Below are 19720 nucleotides of genomic sequence, written 5' to 3' on the forward strand. Positions count from 1 at the left end.
CTCACACACATGCTAGGCTCGGATTTTTCCGGGCCTTTCTTTTTTGTCAGGATCTAAATTTTCGAATTCCGCTTGATCCTCATTTATAATCCGAAACAGTTTTACTTAGCGGTGAATTCCAAGTGAAGAGGGCTTACACTAAGCCTATAGCAGAGACAAGTGCAGAGGATTATTATCCCCTGGCCAAAATGGCCTGGGATGAGGATTGTCCTGATCAAGATATAACGTCTGTTTCCTTATTCTCTCCGGACCAAAAGGCGATCGCATATCTAAATGCAAGGGAAGAAGGAATTCTTTGCGGGAGCGGGGTCGCGCAAGTTCTTTCAAAACTTTCAGCGGGAGATTTGCAGTTTCATTTCTTCTTTAAAGATGGAGAAAAATTCGTCAAAGGAGACAAGGTCGCCGAGATCCAAGGCAGTCTTCTCTCCATGTTGCGTGTTGAAAGAATCCTTCTAAACTTCTTACAATATCTTTCCGGTATTTCCACTTCAACTCGAAAGATCGTGGATCAGTACGGGTCTAAAGGGATAATGATCTTGGATACAAGAAAGACACTTCCGGGTTACAGGAAACTGGCAAAGTATGCTGTGTATTGCGGGGGAGGTGCCAACCACAGATTGGATCTTTCCGAAATGGCGATGATCAAAGACAATCATTTGGCATTATTCGCATCGGCAAAAATCCCCGTTGGAAAGATCAGATCCAATTTTCCCGGAAGAATGGTGGAGCTCGAGATCGATTCCTTGGACCAATTGGAAGACGCTCTCGAAGCGGAACCGGACGTTTTAATGTTAGATAATTTTAATATACCCGATACACGAATAGCGTTCCAAAGGGCAAAAGAAAAAAATCCTAAAATCCTAATAGAATGTTCCGGAGGGATCACTCCTGAAAAACTGGAAGCATTGTCCGAATTTCCCGGAGTAGGGGTGAGTATGGGATATCTGACTCATACCACCAGATTTTTGGATCTAGGTTTGGATATAAGGACCTAATAAGAACATGGGATTCATTAAGGCTCCTGCCACCAAAGAAATGTTAATCGAAGGGGTTCGGGAAACCATGGGCCCCGAAGCCTTGGAACTGATCGAAAAGGCTTATAAAGTTTCGGAAGATTCCCACCAAGGACAGTTCCGTCTTTCGGGCGAACCTTATATAGTTCATCCCCTCCAAGTAGGTTTTATTTTATTCGAATTAGGTTTGGATGAGAAAGTAATCTCCGCCGGAATTCTTCATGATGTGATCGAAGATACTAAATACACAAAAGAAGAAATGGTGCGGGATTTCGGGACGGAGATCACACAACTTGTGGAAGGTGTGACTAAAATTTCCCAGATCAAAAGCCAGTCCAAAGAAACGGAAGCTGCGGAGAATATACGAAAGATCATCATTGCGACCATCCAGGATATTCGGGTCATTCTGATCAAACTAGCTGATAAGACCCATAATATGAGGACTCTTTCTTTTCAACCTCCCGAAAAACAGAGAAGGATCGCAAACGAAACTCTTTCCTTGTATGCACCGATTGCCGGAAGGCTCGGTATCTACTCCATCAAATCCGAATTAGAAGATCTCGCTTTCCAAGTCATCTTTCCGGAAGAATACCAGGACATTAAAAAAAGGATCAGCGCCAAAAAGTCGGAAAGAGAAGAGTATATCGAAAAACTACAGCTCATCCTAAAACAGAGACTCGCAGAAATTCAGATCAACGCGAACGTGGAAGGAAGGGCAAAACATTTTTTCTCCATCTATCGTAAGATGAAAACGAAGGAAAAAACTTTCGACGAAATTTTCGATCTAAGGGCGATCCGAATCGTTACGGACGAGATCAAGGATTGTTACGGAGTATTAGGGATTGTGCATACACTTTGGTCCCCCGTTCCGGGAAGATTTAAGGATTATATCGCGACTCCTAAGACCAATATGTACCAATCGCTTCATACCACTGTGATCGGTCCTGATGGAAAACCTTTGGAAGTCCAGATACGAACCGCGGAGATGAATGCGATCGCTGAATATGGGATCGCTGCTCACTGGGTATACAAAGAAGGTAAAACTCATGCCAACGAAAGACATCTAACCGTGAAGTGGTTGGAAGTTTTACAGACTTGGCAGGATTCCGCTTTAGATCCTAAAGAATTTTTAGAAGAATTAAAATACGATCTTCACGAGGACGAGGTTTTCGTTTTCACTCCTAAGGGAGAAATCATACAACTTCCGAAAGGTGCTACGGTTTTAGACTTTGCATTCAGGATCCATACGGATGTGGGTCTGCATTGTAAGGGAGCCAAGATCAACGGTAGAATGATCCCCCTTCGTACCGAATTGCGCAGTGGAGACCAAGTTGAAGTAGTTGTGGATAAAAGGTCCAAACCTTCTCCTATCTGGCTTCGTATTGTTAAAACTCCTTCTGCCAGACAAAAGTTACGCGCTTATTTCAGAAAACTCAGAGAAGAGACAAGCAAAGATCTGGAACACGGTGCCGAAAATGCAGCGGAACTTACTCTGAATGCGGAAGTACTCGAAGAACTTAAACGTAAACCTTCTGAAAAAGTCTCCAAACAGACTCAAGCGCAGGGACAAGTCGCCGGTGGAAAAATTTTAGTCGCTGGACTAAGGGATATTCCAGTGAGACTTTCCGGTTGTTGTTCTCCTCTTCCCGGAGACCAAATCATCGGCTTCGTGACTCGAGGAAGAGGTGTATCTGTTCATAAAAAGAATTGTAGTGTTGCATTAAAACAAAGAGAAGAAGAACAGCTCAGACAGATTACAGTGGATTGGGACTATGGACAAACTGAACCGGTGCCGGTTCGAGTGGAAGTGAAGGCAAAGGATCGCCAGGGAATTTACTTGGAAATGGTAAAAAGTATCTCCGGGACCCAAACAAATATCCTCGAGGCTGGAGCTTCTACAGTGCAAAAGGATACTTTGATGGCTCGCTTTATGATAGAAGTGGAACATTTGGACCAATTGAAGGAGATCCTAGGCAACTTAAAACGGATCCCGGATGTGGTTTTTGCTCATAGGGTCAAATAAGGATTAACGATAGGTCTCGTCCTACTATCTTTTCATCGAAAATTTTACATTTAAGTTTGCCTGAAATCGGGTTTTCCCGGAAGCTTTCGAACACGAACATTCCTAAGAGGTGTGCTTTGAACGTTACTCTAAGAAATTCCAAATTACTGAAAATTTGCTATTTTATACTTTTATTATCCATAATTACGTTCGCATCGAACGGCTGTAAAGAAAAGGAAGAAGTCCAAATTTCCGTAGCAACCGAAGATCTTCCTTGGGACGGAGATCCGAATAGTATTCCGGAACCTTTAAGAAAACCGAATCCTTCCACTTCTCCGAACGCAAAAAGGGGAGGAACATTTAGGATCTACAGTCACCAGTATCCAAAATCTTTAAACTGGTATTTGGAAAATTTTTCCACCACTGCTGAAATTTTCACTCAAATGTTCGAACCACTTTTGGATAGACATCCTATTACTCTGGAGCCTCTTCCGAAACTTGCTTCTTCCTGGAAGATCTCTTCGGATAAAAAAACTTTTACGTTCAATCTGGACAAAAACGCCAGATGGAGTGATGGCAAACCTATCACCGCGAAGGACGTATTATTCACATATGAAACCATCATGAATAAGAAGAATAATACTGCGCTTCATCGGATCGATCTTTCCCGTTTCGAAGTTCCAAAATTAGTAAATGAATACGAAGTTGAATTCACTCAAAAAGAGGTCCATTGGAAGAACTTCGAATTTATCGCATACGATTTCTTTATTCTGCCAGAACATTATTATGCCGAAAAAGATTTTAATAAGGAGAATTTCGAGTTTCCTGTTACGTCCGGACCGTATGAATTGCAGTCAGCTAAAAAAGGGATCTACGTAAAAATGAAACGTAGGAACGATTATTGGATGAGGGCTTATCCTTTTTACAAAGGGACGGATAATTTCGATACACTTATCTTCAAAGTATTCAACGACGATGCGGTCGCATTCCAAGCATTCAAAAAAGGTGATATAGATCTTTATCCTGTTTATAAGGCGGCGACTTGGGTACAGGACACGACCGGAGAACCTTTTGATAAGAATTATATCGTAAAACAAAAGATCTATAACGATAAAAAGTCAGGCTTTCAGGGTTGGGCATTCAATATGAGAAGAAAACCTTTTGACGATGTTCGTATCCGAAAGGCGATTGCTCATTTAGTTAACCGAAAACTCATGGTGGACAAACTCGCGTTCGGAGAATACCAACTCACCGATTCTTATTACGGATCCGCATGGGAAGAAGGACAATTACCGAATCCTCCGATCGATTACGATCCGGAAGCTGCTAAAAAACTTTTTGCGGAAGCCGGATGGAAACCAAATGCAAAAGGGTTCCTGGAAAAAGACGGACAACAATTCGTGATCCATATCCTGGAAAGAGATAGAAGTGTGGAAAAATATTTTACTCTGTTCATGGAAAGAGTAAAAGAGTTGGGGATCCAAGTCACTATCGAAAGCACGGATCTTGCCAACTGGTCGGAGAGGATGGATAAATATGATTTTGATGTTACTTGGGCTGCTTGGGGAGCGGGAAGTTCCTTTCCGGATCCGGAACATCATTGGGATTCCAAATATGCGAATGAGAATGGGCAGAACAATTATAACGGTTTCAAAAATCCGGAAGTAGATAAACTCATAGAGCAGCAAAAAACGGAATTCGATATTAAAAAAAGAACGGAAATCCTGAAGAAGATAGATAGGATCTTAACGAAAGAGGTTCCATACGTTCTTCTTTGGGGAATTAAATCCACAAGAGTCCTGTATTGGAATCGATTCGGTACACCGGAAAATCCTCTCTCCAGATATTCCGGAGAAGGCGCGGCAAAGTCCTTATGGTGGATCGATGCGGAAAAAGACAAGGCATTGGAAAACGCTAAGAAGAATAAAACGGCTCTTCCTACTTACAAAAGAGACTTGTACTACCATTCCAAATAAGGTTTGGGATTTTAATGGCGAAAAAGGGAAGATTCAGCGAATTCGGAGAGGCGATCCGGAATTTTTGGAACTCTCCCGGAATTCCCAGCTTTATCGAGATCTTAGAGAAAGGTCTGGATAAAGAATTATTTTTCGATCCGGACAGAGCGGATTCTCAGATCCCTAAAGAGGATCTTCCTATCGACTTTCGTCTTAGGCAATCCGGCTTAGCTCGAAAATTATACGAAAAACTTTTTCCGGTATCTCATGTGTTTCGCATAACGCATAGATACGGACGGGAATTTTTGGATAATTTTATGCCTCTTGCCGCCGAAAACTATATAGGAAGGGGGTCGTATAAATTCGTATATACACTTCCTTGGAACCAAGTAGTCAAAATAGGAAAATCCAAACTTCCTTCCGATCCAATTTTCGGTTCTCTATATAAAGAAGTGCAGAATAACCTAGAACGTTATTTAAAAACCGAAGAGATCGGTTTAATGCATCATTTGCAAAAATCAGTTTGGGGAGAATCCAAAAGGGACGAGATCCGTTTTAAGTTCGCTCGTTTAGGATTGGAAAGACTACATTATTGGAAATTAAAAAGTCTGATCCCCGATCTTGTTCTTCCCACTCGGTTTTTTATGGGCTTACGTTTCAGAAGGAGTCCATTCGGCGTTCCTGTGGTCACACTCACTCCTTGCGATAATCAAAATTTATTACCAGGAAAACATCTAAAGGAATTCATCCGATTGAATGAGAAGGTAAGGCAGAACCCGATCCAGGATGCACTTTTTCCCAAATGGAAATTGAACTTTGATACGCATAGATTCGGGATCATCAGTAAATCCAAACTCAAGAAGATCGCCTTGGACTTCCATAGAGTTATTGAAGTCACCCGTTATCTTGCGAACGAAGAAAAACTGATCTTCGATATCCATTCCGAAAATATCATCATCACCATCCCCGACTTCGAACTCAAAATTTTCGATTATCATGTATTCGACGAACATCTATACGAGCCTAGCAAGGAAAACCCTTCTCCGGAAGTGGATCATATTAATCTGATCAAAGAATTCGTAAGCTCTTTTGAGCTAGGTTAGAAAACATTATTTCGCACAGAGAACACTGAGAACACGGAGGGTTTAGCTGAGTAAAGCTCAGAGTCTTAGAGAGGCCTGTTGGAACTCCTACGAGACCCATTTTTCTTCCTATTTTTCCTTTAGGCTCTGTGAACTCCGTGTGCTCTGTGCGAACCAAAATGATTTACGTATGAGCACCGGATAAAAATCCTATCAATGGGGATATTTCCCCGAGGACGCTGGAATGATTGATCGGTATTCGAATCCGGAGATTTCTAAAATTTGGGAATTGGAGAACAAATTCGATATTTGGAAAGAGATCGAAATATTAGCCACCGAAGCCCGAATGAAAAAAGGAGAGGTCCCTAAGGAGGACTTCGAAGAGATCCGTTCCAAGGCAAGATTCAACGTGGACGAAATTTTAGAGATCGAATCCAAGGTCCACCATGACGTTATCGCATTCTTAACGAATATGAATTCTTATATCGGACCTGCCGGTCGCCATGTACACTACGGTCTTACTTCTTCCGATATCGGGGACACCGCACTTTGCGTGCAGATGGTCCAAGCGATGGATCTGATCCTAAAAAAAACGGACCAACTCATCGAGGCGATCATGGAGAAGGCGATCCAATACAGAGATCTTCCTTGTATCGGCAGATCTCATGGGATCCATGCCGAACCTATGACTCTCGGTTTAAAATTCGCATTGTTCTACGAAGAAATGAAAAGAAACCGAGTGCGAATGGCTCTGGCAAAAGAAGAAGTAGCGGTCGGTAAATTATCCGGTGCGGTAGGAACTTATTCCAATATAGAACCGGATATCGAAGAATACGTTTGTGAGAAGTTGGGGCTCAAGCCTGATCCGATCGCGACCCAAGTGGTTTCCAGAGATAGGCATGCAGCTTATATGTCCGCGTTAGGCGTTACTGCTGCAAGTTTGGATCGTTTTGCAACCGAAGTCCGTCTTCTACAAAAGACCGAAGGTAGGGAAGTAGAGGAGCCTTTTTCTCCGGGACAAAAGGGATCTTCCGCGATGCCTCATAAAAGAAATCCTGTGATTTGTGAAAGGATCTCCGGTATTTCTAGAGTGATCCGTTCTAACGTTTCTACCGCTTTGCAGAACGTAGCCTTATGGCATGAACGGGATATTTCTCATTCTTCTGCGGAAAGGATAGTGGTTCCGGATTCTACGATCGCTCTTGAATATATTTTGGATAAAATGTTATTCGTAGTAAAAAATCTACATGTGTATCCGGATGCGATCGAAAGAACATTGGGGACTACAAGAGGTCTGATCTTCTCACAAAAAGTTCTTCTCCACTTGATTGAGAAGGGTGGGATCACAAGAGAAGAGGCATATACGATCGTGCAAGGCCATGCGATGGCAGTTTGGGCGGATGTTTCTCAAAATCTGAAGACTCGATTAGCTGAAGATCCTAAAGTGCAGAAGGTATTAAAACCTGGAGATTTGGATTCTATCTTCCAAATTTCACCGTATCTGGATAAGGTGGGACTGATCTATAAAAGACTCGGTTTGGAGTAATGTCTAAGTTTGCAATTTTCGGCTTGGGATACACCGGTTTACGCATCCTTAACACATTACAAAAAGATAATACTGTTTTAGGAGTTTCTCGGGAAACAAAAGTAGAAGGTTCCATTTTGCTGGATCTATCCGATCCGGCTGCTTTGGAAAATTTTCGCAAAGAGAATGAAGGCTCGGGATTTGACGCGAGTCTTATCACATTCCCCGTCCAGAAACTCGCAAATAGGGATCAGGTTTTCGATACTATATTCTCAATCTCCAAAACAGTTTGGATGTTCGGATCTACTAGTATCTACCAAAGGTTTTCTCCAGATATCACTGAAAAAACACCGTTAGATCCGACACATGATCGTTACGAAACCGAGCTACGATTTTTGGAACGTGGCGGCAGGATCCTCCGTCTTTCCGGGATCTATGGCCCAGATAGAAATCCGGCAAATTGGGCAAGAAAGGGTTCGGTTAAAAAAACAAAACGCCAATTGAATCTAATTCATGGGGACGATATTTCGGAAGCGGTACGTTTGCTTCTATCTTACTCCGGAAATGACCTGCCTTCCGAGCTGATCTTAACCGATGGGCAATGGCATACTTGGTTAGAGATCTTCCGATTTTTAGAGGATCACGGCAAGATCCAGGTTGTTCCAGAGGAAAAGATGGATAGAGAGGACTGTTTTATTGACAGTGGTTTGATCCGGAAATTTCTTCCTGGTTTACAAACTAAGGACTTTTGGGGAGAATTGGAAAAACTGGAAGAACTCACTTGATCTCACAGATCACGGACATATTACATTTATTCTGTCTTTCGAATTTAATCTTTATCATCGGACTTCTCGGATGGAGATACTATTACGATCTTAGGATTCGTATCGCGGGAGGTTTTTCTTTCGGGATCGTATGTTATATCCTTTTATCTTTAGATCCTGATCTTAAGATCCCTTATTCCATCCGCGTATTCCTGTTTACCGGCCTTATCAGTTTGCCATTTTTCTTTTGGATGATCAGCCTTGCAATATTTGAAGATCATTTCGAGATCAAATATTGGCATTGGCTTTTGCTTATCAGTAAGGTTGGGGTCTCCGCTTGGTCGGTCTATCCTGTATTAGATCTGATCAATATGAGAGGGCCTATCGTTTCTGAAACGGTTCTCGCACATATTATCATTCCGACTCTTCTCTCTTTGGGCTTTGTAGTGGCCGCAATCATTCGGATCTATTCGGGGAGAAAAGACGATCTTGTAGAAGCAAGAAGAAGGTTACGTGAAGTCCATATTCTAATGACCGGAAGTGTGATCACTTTTAATATGTTCTCTCATCTGATCTTAAGAGGTAAGGTCTTATCCGAAATTTTGGATCTGGCGAACGTGATCCTTGCTTGGGGACTGATTCTTGCATTCATGTATTTGGTCTTCGAATTGAAAGAAGGTTTGGTGGATCCAAGACCAGAAGAATCCGAGGACAAAGAAGAAAAAGCGGTTTATGCTGATCCAGCGTTGAAGAAAAAATTAGTCTCTGCATTCGAAGAAACTAAACTTTATAGAAAAGAGGGACTGACGATCGGGCAACTTGCGGAGGATCTGGAAATACAGGAATATAAACTGCGAAGGCTGATCAACCAGGCGATGGGTTTTCGAAATTTTCCGGATTTTTTAAATCGTTACAGGATCCAAGAAGCCTGCGAGATCCTTTTGGATTCGGGAAAAGATGAAGTCCCAATTATCCGGATCGCTATGGATTTGGGCTACCAATCCCTGGGCCCCTTTAACCGAGCATTTAAAGAACTAACAGGGGTCACACCCACCGAATTTCGCCGCAACCGTGGTAGGGATGAATCCTTAAAAAGTACCGCCGATTTTGAAATCAGCTAGAGAATTTTAAAATTCGAATAGGCGAATCCTCGTCATATCGTGTAAACTGTGTGCACACGGAGAGAATGGGATGAACGAGATCGTGGATCAAATTGGCTATACCGCCTATTATTTTCTGACCTTAGGAATGTTATGGTTCCGCTATATTTTGATGGCCGGGATCGCTTATGTTTTTGTTTGGATGATCTTTAAAGATAAGCTTAAACATAAGATCATTCAAAATAAACTTCCGGAAAAAGATAAAATTTCCCACGAACTCAAGTATTCGGCCATCTCGCTTGCGATCTTTGCCGCCTCCGGGATTTTAGTTGTCTTAATGAAGAAGGCCGGCTGGACTTTTATTTATGATAAGGTAGAAGATTACGGAGTTCCTTATCTTCTCTTCAGCATTGTCGCTCTGATATTCCTGCATGATACTTACTTTTACTGGACTCATCGTTTGATGCATCATCCTCTTCTTTTTAAAAGAATGCATCTGGTCCATCATAAGTCCACAAACCCTTCTCCTTGGGCCGCGTTTTCTTTCCATCCTTACGAAGCCGTAGTGGAAGCGGGGATCGTTCCATTGGTAATACTTTTTTTACCGGTGCATACGACCGCCCTTATCGTGTTTTTCTTTTATAGTAATTTCCTGAATGTTTTAGGGCATCTTTCTTTCGAACTTTTTCCTAAAGGTTTTATAGAAAATAGAATATTAAGACTTCATAATTCTACTACTCATCATAATATGCACCATAAATATTTTAACTGTAATTACAGTTTGTATTTTAATATTTGGGATCGGATTATGGGCACTAATCACGAGAAGTATTTTGATACCTTTAGAGAAGTAACGAATCGAGAGCCTGAGGTTATAGAAGACGTCGGAACTCCAACATCGGCGATAACGACAGGAGTTTAAGTGCCGAAAAGTGTTGGAATTCCAACATAAGAGAACTGCAAAATTTGATTGTTAAGAGGCGAATTTTGTGATATTGCGTGTAAGCGCTCTCCCACGGGCCCTCCTCCTCCACCCAAAGCCAGGGCGGGGGCGATCTTCAAAAACTGTAGGAACTCCTACGTGCGATTCCCAAATTTTCAATTAGAGGCTGGGAACCGTATTCTCGTAATAGTTCCTTGCTTTGAGGAAAGGTCGATTACGGATCCCTTTAACTGTTTAGTCAGAAGTTCCACAAGTTCCAAACCCATGGAATCCTCCTGTTTAGAATCGGAGGACTTTCCTTTTCCATTATCTGAAACGTCTAAATGGATCCAGTCCCCCTCCTTGTAAAAAGAGATCTTGATGATCTTTTCTTCGGAATCTGCTTTAAAAGAGAACGCGTGTTTTAGAACATTCGTCACTAACTCATTCAGGATCAGACCGATAGGGATCGCGGAATTTTGTTTGATCGGCAATGATTCGCAATTTAGAAAAATTTGGATCTCTTCTTTTTTATGGCCGAATGATTTGAGTAAGCTGTCCACAAGCCTACTTACGAACTCGGGAAAAAATTCGTCACTAATCCTATGTTTTCCGTACAAGGATTCATGCACATAAGCCATGGATAATATTCTATTTTGGGATTCGGTCAGCACCTGGGTCGGATTACTTGCTTCTACTTGCTCCAATTGGATGGAAAGTAAGCTGGATAATACCTGTAGATAATTTTTAACCCTGTGATGGACTTCTTTCAATAATAGGTCTTTTTCCTGTAGAGCGTTTGCCATAATTTCTTCCGCAAGTTTGACTTGGGTGAAGTCGGTGATAAAACCTTCCAAGGCGATCAATTCACCGTTTTCGCCTCTGACACCGGAGCCTTGCTCGAATGCCCAACGTATTTCTCCACTTCTACGGTGGATCCTGAATAAGAGTCGATACGGCAGATTTTTACTAACAGCTTCCGTAACTTCTTGAAACACCCTTTCGGTATCTTCCGGGTGGATGATCTCTCCAAAAGAGATCGTACGGTTGGACACGAAGTCGGAAGGCGAATAACCAGTGAGTTCAAAACACCCCTCGCTTATGAACTCCATGGTCCAATCCGGATCATATGCGCAACGATACGCTATTCCTGGAAGATTTCGGATCAGAGTAGAGAGTTGTCTTTCACTTTCTTTTAATGCGGTTTCCGTTTTTTTGTAAAACGTAATGTCGGTGCACATTGCGAGAGCGCCTTCATAATTTCCTTGGGCGTCGAAGATCGGATTTGTGGACATCAAGAGCCAGACAGGTTCTCCATCAGGACGTTTGAAATAGAAATCGTGAACTTCCGCTTTCCCTTGTTTTCTTTCTTCTAACCTTTTATTTACCGCTTCCGTTGCATCAGGAGTTATAAAATCGTAAAGATTCTTACCTATGAGTTCTTTCTCACTCATCCCCAAAAATTCTGCCATTTTAGAATTTACGAATTTAGTTTTTGCATACTTGTCAATGAGCCAGATCCCTTCTAATGTGGTGTCCACAATTTTCTTATAGTTCCCTTCTGTTTTAGAAAGAGCGGCCTTTGTTTCTTCGAAGAATACGAGTAAGATCACAATCGCAGAAGAGAATCTAAACAGACCGGCGATAAAAAAACCGATATAACCGAATTCAGGATGGAATTTCAGGAAAGGATAATTGAATACATGGATCCCCCAAAGAATGAAGATCCAGCCTGCGATAATCTTGCCTAGGCTAGGGATCAGATTTTTGGTCTTTAGAAAAATGATACCGGTATAAATTTGAGATCCACCGATCAATATATAGATGGGCCAAGCCAAGTATTCATTCGTGATCTTTTCTAGATCCAGATACAATGCCCAAAGACCCGCTAACGAAAACAAAACCTGAAATGGTTTGGTGAAAGGTTTATTTAAAAAATAAAAACATCCTAAAAACTGAAAGAATGCTCTTAAAAAATCAATGGAGAAGGATGGAAAGTATTTGTAAGCGTCCGCTCCTCCTACTTGCATAATATTTCCTAGATAACCTAATAGACGGAATATCCAGCAGATGGACCAGGCAAGCAGAGCTTTCTGTCCTTCTTTCTTGTATAAATATAGATAAATAAAAATTAGAAAGAAGGCGGAAGGTGTCGCTGTGATGATGGTGGGTAATAACCAAGGATGAGTCACGATGCCTTGCGCCGTTCACCGAAACGGATTTCGGTTTGATCCGATTATTTTTTAATAAGACGAAATTCTTTGAAACAATAATCTCCATTAGGGTGTTTAATTTCTTTGATAGCGTTCAAGTTAATCCCTAAACTTTCCGCTCTAGAAAGATATTTGGAAGGCAGATCGCAGGAAGGACCAATATACACAGCTTTGTCAAATTCGTCCCAGGATTTCCATTTGTATTTGCTATCGTTGCGATATTTTCCCTTTTCAACCGTTTTTTGTCTGAATAAAAGATCAAACTCGGAGGCAAGAATCCTTCCGGCCACTTGGAAGTTCTCCTCATCGTGGAACGCATTGAATGCGATATATTTCCCTTGGGGGTCTATCTCTTTCGCAAATTCTCTTGCCGGTTGGAATGTGGCTGTGTCGAATCCCTTTAAACAAAATTGGTTTTTGGAAAGATAAGTTTGGCTGAGTAATCCGCCTTCTCTCACAAATAGACTCGAGGCCCAAAGTAAGAAAACTAAGAAAACTCCGCAGAAGAGTAATTTTCTATTCTTTTCAGAAATTTGGACTAACCTAAAAGACCATAAGCTAAGGATCGTAAGAAGAGCAGGCAATGGGTAGAATACGTGTCTAAGCTGTTTGTTTCCAGTACTCGCATCGATAACAATGTATTGTAAGAAAACGATTATGGTGATCGCGAATAACGGATCTTTTAGGAATTTAGGCCAACCGATATTCTGTAATTTTGCAAGTAGAGAATCGATCCTTCCTTCTCCTCTTGCTTGAGTGAACTCAGTCTTTTCTTTTCTGTTCAAATAGAGCCAATAACCGATCGCACCCAAAGAAAATAGGAAGAAGGTCCGAAAGATCCAAGGTTCATTGAAAACATGGCTCGCAGGAAATTTATCCTCGGGAGATTCGAATAAACTTAAGATAAAACTGCGAACAAATTTGTTCACGATCATCTGAGCGTTTACAAGGCTCATTACCCTGTCCAGGTTCGTAAATAACCAAATAAAACAAGGAAGGATCGCGTACAAATACAGTATCTTGATGGAAGGGGGAGAAATTTTCCCTAAGTCCTTTCTATTCTTAAATAAGAAATAATTAAAATCCAAGAAAAGAAGAACCGTTAGGAAATATAAAACTTTTTTGAAGGACCTTTGGTCCAGGTTCCAATCCGTCACTACTCTCAATACCGGTAATGAAAGAACAAGAAGCACTACCACGATCAGGAACAAAAGCCTGAGCCCTTTGTAGTGAACTTTTACGGAGAATCGAATAAATCCGATCCATTCCGGAAGTCTGGACATTAGCTCGAATAAAAAGATCGAAATGAATAATAAAAGTCCGTATGGATACTTCGTAAAAAATAGAAGGATCAAAACCGCAGAGACCAACGCCGCTACCTTGGAACCGGCAGGTAAACTTTCTCCCGGTTTTAAGTCCTTTACGGAATCATAAAGTTTATAGAGGCCCCAATACACCCAAAGAAGAATGAACATCCCTTGGGTTTCTAACATAGACGATAGACTATAAGCTGGAGTTTCGGAAGTATGAAGACTCAATGCCAATACAAAGATTGAGACTAAACTTCCGAAAAGGAAAGATCCGGAGATCCTGGAAACGATATAAATGATCGAAGGAAAACATAAAGCGTAGAATGCTAGACCTAAGAAGGAATCCTTCCAGGTGATGGGCCATTCTCCCGGGCTAGCCAAAAGTAAAAGCGAAAATATCGGACGTAAAGGCGGCCAGGTTGCCGATTCTAAGAAAGGAAGAGTTGCTCTCCAAAATTTGCCGTCTCTGTAATCCTGAAATTGGTCGTATACTGCCGTTAGGCGGATATTCTCGTCCCAGGTCAAAAGGTCCGTAATCGGGCAGATCTCTAAGAACGCCTGCCAGTTTTTGGAGATCATAACTCGAACGGCAAAAAAGGCGATAACGCCGAATAAAAGCCCTAAAACTCTATCCCAACTGCGGTTCATTTTTTACTTTTTTGTCTTACCGAGTAGATCTTCTCGATCACATAGAGAGGACGATTCTTGGATTGATCGTTTACCCTGCTTAGATATTCACCTATCATTCCTAATGCAATGAGTTGGATCCCGCCTAATACCAGAACAACGATCATAACAGAGGTCCATCCTTGGATGGTATTGTCCGTAAACAGTTTTAAGTAGAGAATATAGACGGTATATAATGCGCCGAAAAATGCGGAAGCAAATCCTAAATAAGAAGAAAGTTTAAGCGGGGCGGAGGAGAAGGAAGTGATCCCGTCTAAAGCAAACTTTAACATCTTGCTGACGGAAAATTTGGTTTCTCCATCAAAACGTTCGTCTCTATCGTATTCCAATCCTGTTTGTTTGAAGCCGATCCATGCGATCAATCCTCGGATATAACGATGTTGTTCTCTCATGGAGACTAAAACATCTGTCACCCTTCTGCTCATGATCCTAAAATCTCCCGTGTCGATCGGGATATCGAAACGAGTGATCTTTTTTAGGATCCTATAAAATACGTGAGCGGTAACGAGTTTAAAAAAGGACTCACCTTCTCTTTTCTTTCTTCTTGCATAAACGACGTCGTAACCTTCCGACATTTTTGCATAAAGTTCTGCGACAAACTCAGGAGGATCTTGAAGGTCTCCGTCCATGACTGCAACGGTTTCACCTCTTGCTGTATCGATCCCGGCAGTGATGGCTAATTGGTGTCCGTAATTTCTGGATAAGTTCAAAAGAAAAAAACCCGGTTCCGATTCGCAGAATTTTTTTAATACGTCGAAGGTATCGTCTCTCGAACCGTCGTTTACAAAAAGAATTTCCGCATCTTCTTTTCCGAAGCGATGCTTTTCTTTTAAAATACCGAGTAGGACCCGAAGTCTTTTTACAAGTTCGGGGATGGTTTTTTCCTCATTATAAACGGGAATGACTAGGGATAAAAGAGGAGGCTTAGCGGGCATGCTGACCTTGGTACGATGTTTGTATTCGGTCAAAATGTCGACAATATTTCCGGTAATTTCTATCCGAGTCGAAACCTAGTTTCCATTTGATTTTTGGGATCTTTCGATGGATTCCACCGGTCAATTCGGCAAAAAAGGGCTTTACAAGGAGGCCGGAATGCAGATCTTATATAAGCACAAAAATCCAAGAAAGGGTTATGAAAATCAAAGTCACCACTAAAAACGACGTTCACATCATCAAGATCGAAGGCCCGATCAAAGCGGGTAATGAATTCGAACTTGGTCAAAAAATCGAGGAGTATATCTCGAAAGGTGACGTTCCAAAGTTTATCATCGACCTTAAAAAAGTTCCTTTCATCAACTCAGCCGGTTTGGGGATGTTTTTGAACATCTACAAGCATATAGACGGTTTGAAGGGTCGCATGGTATTTACCAATTTGAATAACGATATCGAAAATCTAATGGAGATTACAAAGTTAGCCAGCATTTTCGAGATCTACAAAACGCTGGAAGAGGCTATCGAATCCTTCGAGTATTAGCCTAAACATTTCGGTTGGCTTCCGAGTTCTTACAGTATTTGAAAAAGAAAAAACTCCGCCTTGGGATCATTGCGGGGATTTTTCTCTTCTATCACCTTCTTTTCAACTCAATCACAGGACAAATCCTATTCGATAAGATTGCCTCTTCCGCTTTTGCAGGAAAGTTCGAGGCAAATGTCAAAAGTTTTTCACCACTCTATGGATTTAGGTTCACTGATGTAAAATTGTATCCTAGAGCCGACTGGGGTCAGAAGCCTGTACTGATCGCTAAAGAACTGGGGATCTCCTACAACCTTCCTCTTATCATTTTTGGGAGATTAAAACTTTCCAAAATTTCCATCCATGGATTAGAGTTGGACCTCCTACAAAGGGGAAACCTCTGGAATATTTCCTCCGCTTTTCCACCGGGCAAAAAAGAAGAAGTTAGTACCGAAAAAACGGAACCTCTTTCGGAGATCCGTACCTATCTACCGGTCAGCGCATTCTTAGAACTGGAGCTAAAAGATATCAATATTCGAGTGAATTCGGAAAACGGTTCGAAGTCGTACTCCGCAGGGTTGGAAGGATTAGAGCTTGGATTTCTTTTGGATACGAATCGTTTCACTCGGATCCCATTCGATTTGAACGTTTTGGATCTGATCGACGAATTCCAGGTAAAATTGAATCCGGAGAATCAGATAAAATTACGATTCCAAGATTCTTCCGGTGGATTAGACCACCCATTTCGATGTACGTGGATCTGGGAAAGAGCAGAAGGTTCCAAATCCGGGTTCCATTCCAAACTCGACCTTGGTTCCGAAAAAATACCGATACGAATTGCGAATCGGGTCAGTGCACCTTTCGGTTTTTCCATCCAATACGATTTAGATGTTTCTCCGGAGAAGAAGGAACTACTCCTTAGAAAATTAGAATGGAAAGTAGGGGAAGATACCTGGTTGGAAGGAAGCGGAAAAGTTTCCGACTTTGCTGCGGATTCCGGTAACGTAAATCTCGCCATTCAAAAATCCAGGATCAGGCTCGCGCCTTTATCGGATTTTTTGCATAGTATCGGATTCGATTCGTTCTCCATGAGTGGAGAAGCAAGCTTGGCTCCGATTTTAGCGGAAGGTGGTTGGGACAATCTAAGGGTCCTGGGAGAGATCCGAGCTAATGGATTGGATTTTAAGATCGGTAAAAAAAGACATTCTGTTCCGGTATTCCATTTGGATTGGGATATTCGGATCGATCCTCAGAGCGAAAAGGGTCCGGGGCCAAAGATCCCTCTTCCTTGGATAAGGTCTTTTACATTCAAAAATTTGAAATTGATCTATAATGAAATTCTATTAGAGGGAAATCTCAATTATTCTCAGGCAGAAGGACCGAATCTAAATCTGAAATTGGACAATTTCGGATTAGGAGAATATTTAAAAGGATTTTCCGGTAAATTTTCCGCTGAACTTTCCGCTTTAGGAAAGGATTTTTCGCAACTGGATGCGTCCTTAAAATTAAAAGCCAAAGGTTTCAGATTCCCGATGGATCGAGGTAACTCCGGAAATATCTATCTGGAAGGCGGTCTAAAAGCTATATTCCTTTTTCCTAAAAAAGCATGGGGTCTGGAGGAAATATTAGTATCCAGTCTGGGCCTGCAAGCCTTCTCGCCTGAAGGAAACTCCGCAGCAAAATTAAATACCGGAGGAAGGATCGGACTTGGAGAACCGTTCGTATTAGATCTGAAAAAAGCGGAATTGGATCTGGATTTGGAACATCTTGTTCCGATTCTTCCATTGTCGTTACGTGAAACGTTAATTCCAGTCCGAAACCAAGTAGGAAAAACGATCGGCTTGGACGGAGACTTTTATTATTCACTCGGAAGTCAAAGTCAGAATATCCAAGGAAGCCTAGGTGTCGATCTGCCTGGGATGAATCTGAGAGATGGAAAACTATCCTTAGACCTAAAGATGATGGGCGGCCCAAGTTCTAAGATCAAAATTGATAAACTCGAATTAAGTGCATTCTCCCGAAAATTACATTTAGGATTGGGTGGAGAATTGACAAAGGCCTCCAAAAACGGACCACCTCCTTTTATGGGAGAATTTATCCCTAACCTCAAAGGGGAGCTGAAACTTTTATCTCCGAAGGAAGGCGGATTGATCAAGGGGCTATTCTTCCAAGGAGAAGCGGGGATCAAATTTAGTTGGTTTGGAAGTCTTATTCAGGGAAATATAATATCTAAAAATTCTAATGTACTTTTGCAAAGCGGGGTTTGTCCTGGATACGATTGTAAACTGTATAGGATAGACGGTTGGAATGCGGATGTTCCTTTCTCGCATGACCTCTCCGTAAAAGAGACCAAAAATATGATCGAGGGGAGCAAAAGGAAATTCGTGATGAATTACGGCCGGACTCCTGCACCGAATTTTACGATCCGACAGATCATTGGAAATCATCCTTCCCTAAAAGGAACACCTTTCGAATACAGCAGACCTAAGGCGGATTCTCCCGGGCTTTCCGCTAACATGGAATACTCGGAAAATTATTTACGGATGGATTATCTAAAGGTATATACTTTGGACGGGGAAATTTGGGGTAAGGATATGATCGTTAACGTAGGTTCCGGCGACCCTGAAAAAATGGAATATTCCGTCTCCTTGAGAGTAAAGGATATAGATCTGAAACAATTATTACCTGCTAAGACCCAACCTAAAATAGACGATGGGAAGGTGAAAGCCGACTTGAATCTTTGGGGAAGGAATTTGGGAGATCCAGTTCCTAACTTAAATTTATTTTTTAGTATCTATCAGATTGGGAACGATTTCGGGAAAAGTGCGATCAATATTTTTGCACCTTCCAATATACTCACCGATTTTATCTACGGAAGTTATGCGGTGGATAAGATTGAATTGGAATTGTCCAAGGGGTTAGTCTATGCTGTGATCTTATTCAAACGTTCCATTCTAGGGACGATCATCCGATTGGAAAATAACCAGGTTTCCCAGCAGAGAATGCCTTTAGCGAATTTCCTAAAACGCGCCCAGAACGAGATCGAAACTTTCAATCAGTAGAACTTATGAAGAATATTCTAAAATCTTATTTTATACTTTTTGTAATCTTCCCTTTATTCGTGTATTGCCCTATCAAGGCTCCTCCGATCACGTTTACCCAGACCCAAACGGCCGCGGAAAAACAAATGTTGGGAGAGGATCGAAATCTTGAAAAAGACGGATGGCTTATCGCTTCCATTAAAACTTCCTCTTCCGGTTCGGAAATTTGGGAAAAGGATCTGATCAAAGAGGAATTCGGGAATACTTCCGATAACCAATTCTATATGGCGCTTCGTATTCTGGCTTATTTGGCGAGAGAGCTGAGAGAATACAGAAGTCTCGGAGTGTTAGCGGAAGGAATCGATGGAAAAGTAAGATGGAATCCTAAGATCAGAGAAGCCGGAGCAGGTAAGATCTCTCAAGATCCAAAACAAAAATCCCGTATAGATGATATCGTCAAACTTACGAATGAAAATAGAGAGATCGTAATTAAGGAAAAATTAAAGAAGGTTTTTGGTGATCCGAATCGCAGTCTTACTGAAAAAGAAAAGACCGCTATTAAGGAAAGTGTCCAGACTACTTGGGTTCGTTCTGTGGATGTGGGAGAATATTACGAGGTTTCCGCCGGCAATTGGAAAAAAAAGGAATAAGGG

At 41.7% G+C, this 19720-nt stretch carries 14 protein-coding genes; 11 read left to right on the forward strand and 3 right to left on the reverse strand.

Annotated features, from left to right (window positions below; translation table 11 throughout):
• Positions 1–122 precede the first annotated feature (122 nt).
• The 8 genes from nadC to LEP1GSC192_RS18210 all read left to right on the forward strand — a co-directional run bounded on the left by nadC (position 123) and on the right by LEP1GSC192_RS18210 (position 10363).
• Entirely contained in the window at positions 123–995 is an 873-nt protein-coding gene (nadC, locus tag LEP1GSC192_RS18175; RefSeq protein ID WP_036090919.1) for a carboxylating nicotinate-nucleotide diphosphorylase, read from the forward strand.
• Positions 996–1002: 7 nt separating this feature from the next.
• Positions 1003–3036, forward strand: coding sequence for a bifunctional (p)ppGpp synthetase/guanosine-3',5'-bis(diphosphate) 3'-pyrophosphohydrolase (locus LEP1GSC192_RS18180; RefSeq protein ID WP_020771165.1), 2034 nt, complete (start codon positions 1003–1005; stop codon positions 3034–3036).
• A gap of 116 nt (positions 3037–3152) precedes the next feature.
• Entirely contained in the window at positions 3153–4991 is a 1839-nt protein-coding gene (locus LEP1GSC192_RS18185; RefSeq protein WP_020771307.1) for an extracellular solute-binding protein, read from the forward strand.
• 14 nt (positions 4992–5005) lie between these two features.
• Entirely contained in the window at positions 5006–6073 is a 1068-nt protein-coding gene (locus LEP1GSC192_RS18190) for a hypothetical protein (protein ID WP_020771427.1), read from the forward strand.
• A gap of 223 nt (positions 6074–6296) precedes the next feature.
• The gene (gene purB / locus LEP1GSC192_RS18195; protein ID WP_020771436.1) at positions 6297–7598 is read left to right on the forward strand and encodes an adenylosuccinate lyase; all 1302 of its coding nucleotides are present in this window, start codon (positions 6297–6299) and stop codon (positions 7596–7598) included.
• Positions 7598–8362: a hypothetical protein gene (locus LEP1GSC192_RS18200; RefSeq protein WP_020771403.1), complete on the forward strand. Its 765-nt coding sequence runs from the start codon at positions 7598–7600 to the stop codon at positions 8360–8362. Before purB ends, LEP1GSC192_RS18200 begins: the two co-directional genes overlap by 1 nt.
• The gene (locus LEP1GSC192_RS18205; RefSeq protein ID WP_020771087.1) at positions 8359–9462 is read left to right on the forward strand and encodes a helix-turn-helix domain-containing protein; all 1104 of its coding nucleotides are present in this window, start codon (positions 8359–8361) and stop codon (positions 9460–9462) included. The genes LEP1GSC192_RS18200 and LEP1GSC192_RS18205 overlap by 4 nt, the downstream gene beginning before the upstream one ends.
• 70 nt (positions 9463–9532) lie before the next feature.
• A complete protein-coding gene (locus LEP1GSC192_RS18210) occupies positions 9533–10363 on the forward strand; it encodes a sterol desaturase family protein (RefSeq protein ID WP_020771371.1) in 831 nt (276 codons plus the stop codon).
• A 176-nt stretch (positions 10364–10539) separates the two neighbouring features.
• Here the strand turns inward: LEP1GSC192_RS18210 and LEP1GSC192_RS18215 are convergent, their stop codons facing one another.
• From LEP1GSC192_RS18215 to LEP1GSC192_RS18225, 3 genes are read right to left on the reverse strand one after another with little or no spacing between them, the layout of a single operon-like run.
• Positions 10540–12555 (reverse strand): PAS domain S-box protein, encoded by a 2016-nt coding sequence (locus LEP1GSC192_RS18215; protein ID WP_020771530.1) that lies wholly within the window; start codon positions 12553–12555, stop codon positions 10540–10542.
• 44 nt (positions 12556–12599) lie between these two features.
• Entirely contained in the window at positions 12600–14534 is a 1935-nt protein-coding gene (locus tag LEP1GSC192_RS18220) for a hypothetical protein (protein WP_020771378.1), read from the reverse strand.
• The gene (locus LEP1GSC192_RS18225) at positions 14531–15508 is read right to left on the reverse strand and encodes a glycosyltransferase family 2 protein (protein WP_020771124.1); all 978 of its coding nucleotides are present in this window, start codon (positions 15506–15508) and stop codon (positions 14531–14533) included. The genes LEP1GSC192_RS18220 and LEP1GSC192_RS18225 overlap by 4 nt, the downstream gene beginning before the upstream one ends.
• A 197-nt stretch (positions 15509–15705) precedes the next feature.
• Here LEP1GSC192_RS18225 and LEP1GSC192_RS18230 point away from each other — a divergent pair, with 197 nt between their 5' ends.
• Genes LEP1GSC192_RS18230 through LEP1GSC192_RS18240 form a run of 3 tightly spaced genes read left to right on the forward strand, consistent with a single transcriptional unit; the run spans position 15706 to position 19717 of the window.
• Entirely contained in the window at positions 15706–16047 is a 342-nt protein-coding gene (locus LEP1GSC192_RS18230; RefSeq protein ID WP_008594836.1) for an STAS domain-containing protein, read from the forward strand.
• A 14-nt stretch (positions 16048–16061) separates the two neighbouring features.
• The gene (locus LEP1GSC192_RS18235; RefSeq protein WP_020771460.1) at positions 16062–19088 is read left to right on the forward strand and encodes a hypothetical protein; all 3027 of its coding nucleotides are present in this window, start codon (positions 16062–16064) and stop codon (positions 19086–19088) included.
• A 5-nt stretch (positions 19089–19093) separates the two neighbouring features.
• Positions 19094–19717 (forward strand): hypothetical protein, encoded by a 624-nt coding sequence (locus LEP1GSC192_RS18240; RefSeq protein ID WP_020771168.1) that lies wholly within the window; start codon positions 19094–19096, stop codon positions 19715–19717.
• Positions 19718–19720: the final 3 nt, after the last annotated feature.

The sequence above is a fragment of the Leptospira sp. B5-022 genome, from assembly GCF_000347035.1.
Lineage (GTDB): Bacteria > Spirochaetota > Leptospiria > Leptospirales > Leptospiraceae > Leptospira_B > Leptospira_B cinconiae.

Coding starts and splice junctions, on each gene's coding strand:
- LEP1GSC192_RS18180 (WP_020771165.1), top strand. CDS start 1,003: ATGGGATTCATTAAGGCTCCTGCCACCAAAGAAATGTTAATCGAAGGG.
- LEP1GSC192_RS18190 (WP_020771427.1), top strand. CDS start 5,006: ATGGCGAAAAAGGGAAGATTCAGCGAATTCGGAGAGGCGATCCGGAAT.
- purB (WP_020771436.1), top strand. CDS start 6,297: ATGATTGATCGGTATTCGAATCCGGAGATTTCTAAAATTTGGGAATTG.
- LEP1GSC192_RS18200 (WP_020771403.1), top strand. CDS start 7,598: ATGTCTAAGTTTGCAATTTTCGGCTTGGGATACACCGGTTTACGCATC.
- LEP1GSC192_RS18210 (WP_020771371.1), top strand. CDS start 9,533: ATGAACGAGATCGTGGATCAAATTGGCTATACCGCCTATTATTTTCTG.
- LEP1GSC192_RS18220 (WP_020771378.1), bottom strand. CDS start 14,534: ATGAACCGCAGTTGGGATAGAGTTTTAGGGCTTTTATTCGGCGTTATC.
- LEP1GSC192_RS18225 (WP_020771124.1), bottom strand. CDS start 15,508: ATGCCCGCTAAGCCTCCTCTTTTATCCCTAGTCATTCCCGTTTATAAT.
- LEP1GSC192_RS18230 (WP_008594836.1), top strand. CDS start 15,706: ATGAAAATCAAAGTCACCACTAAAAACGACGTTCACATCATCAAGATC.
- LEP1GSC192_RS18240 (WP_020771168.1), top strand. CDS start 19,094: ATGAAGAATATTCTAAAATCTTATTTTATACTTTTTGTAATCTTCCCT.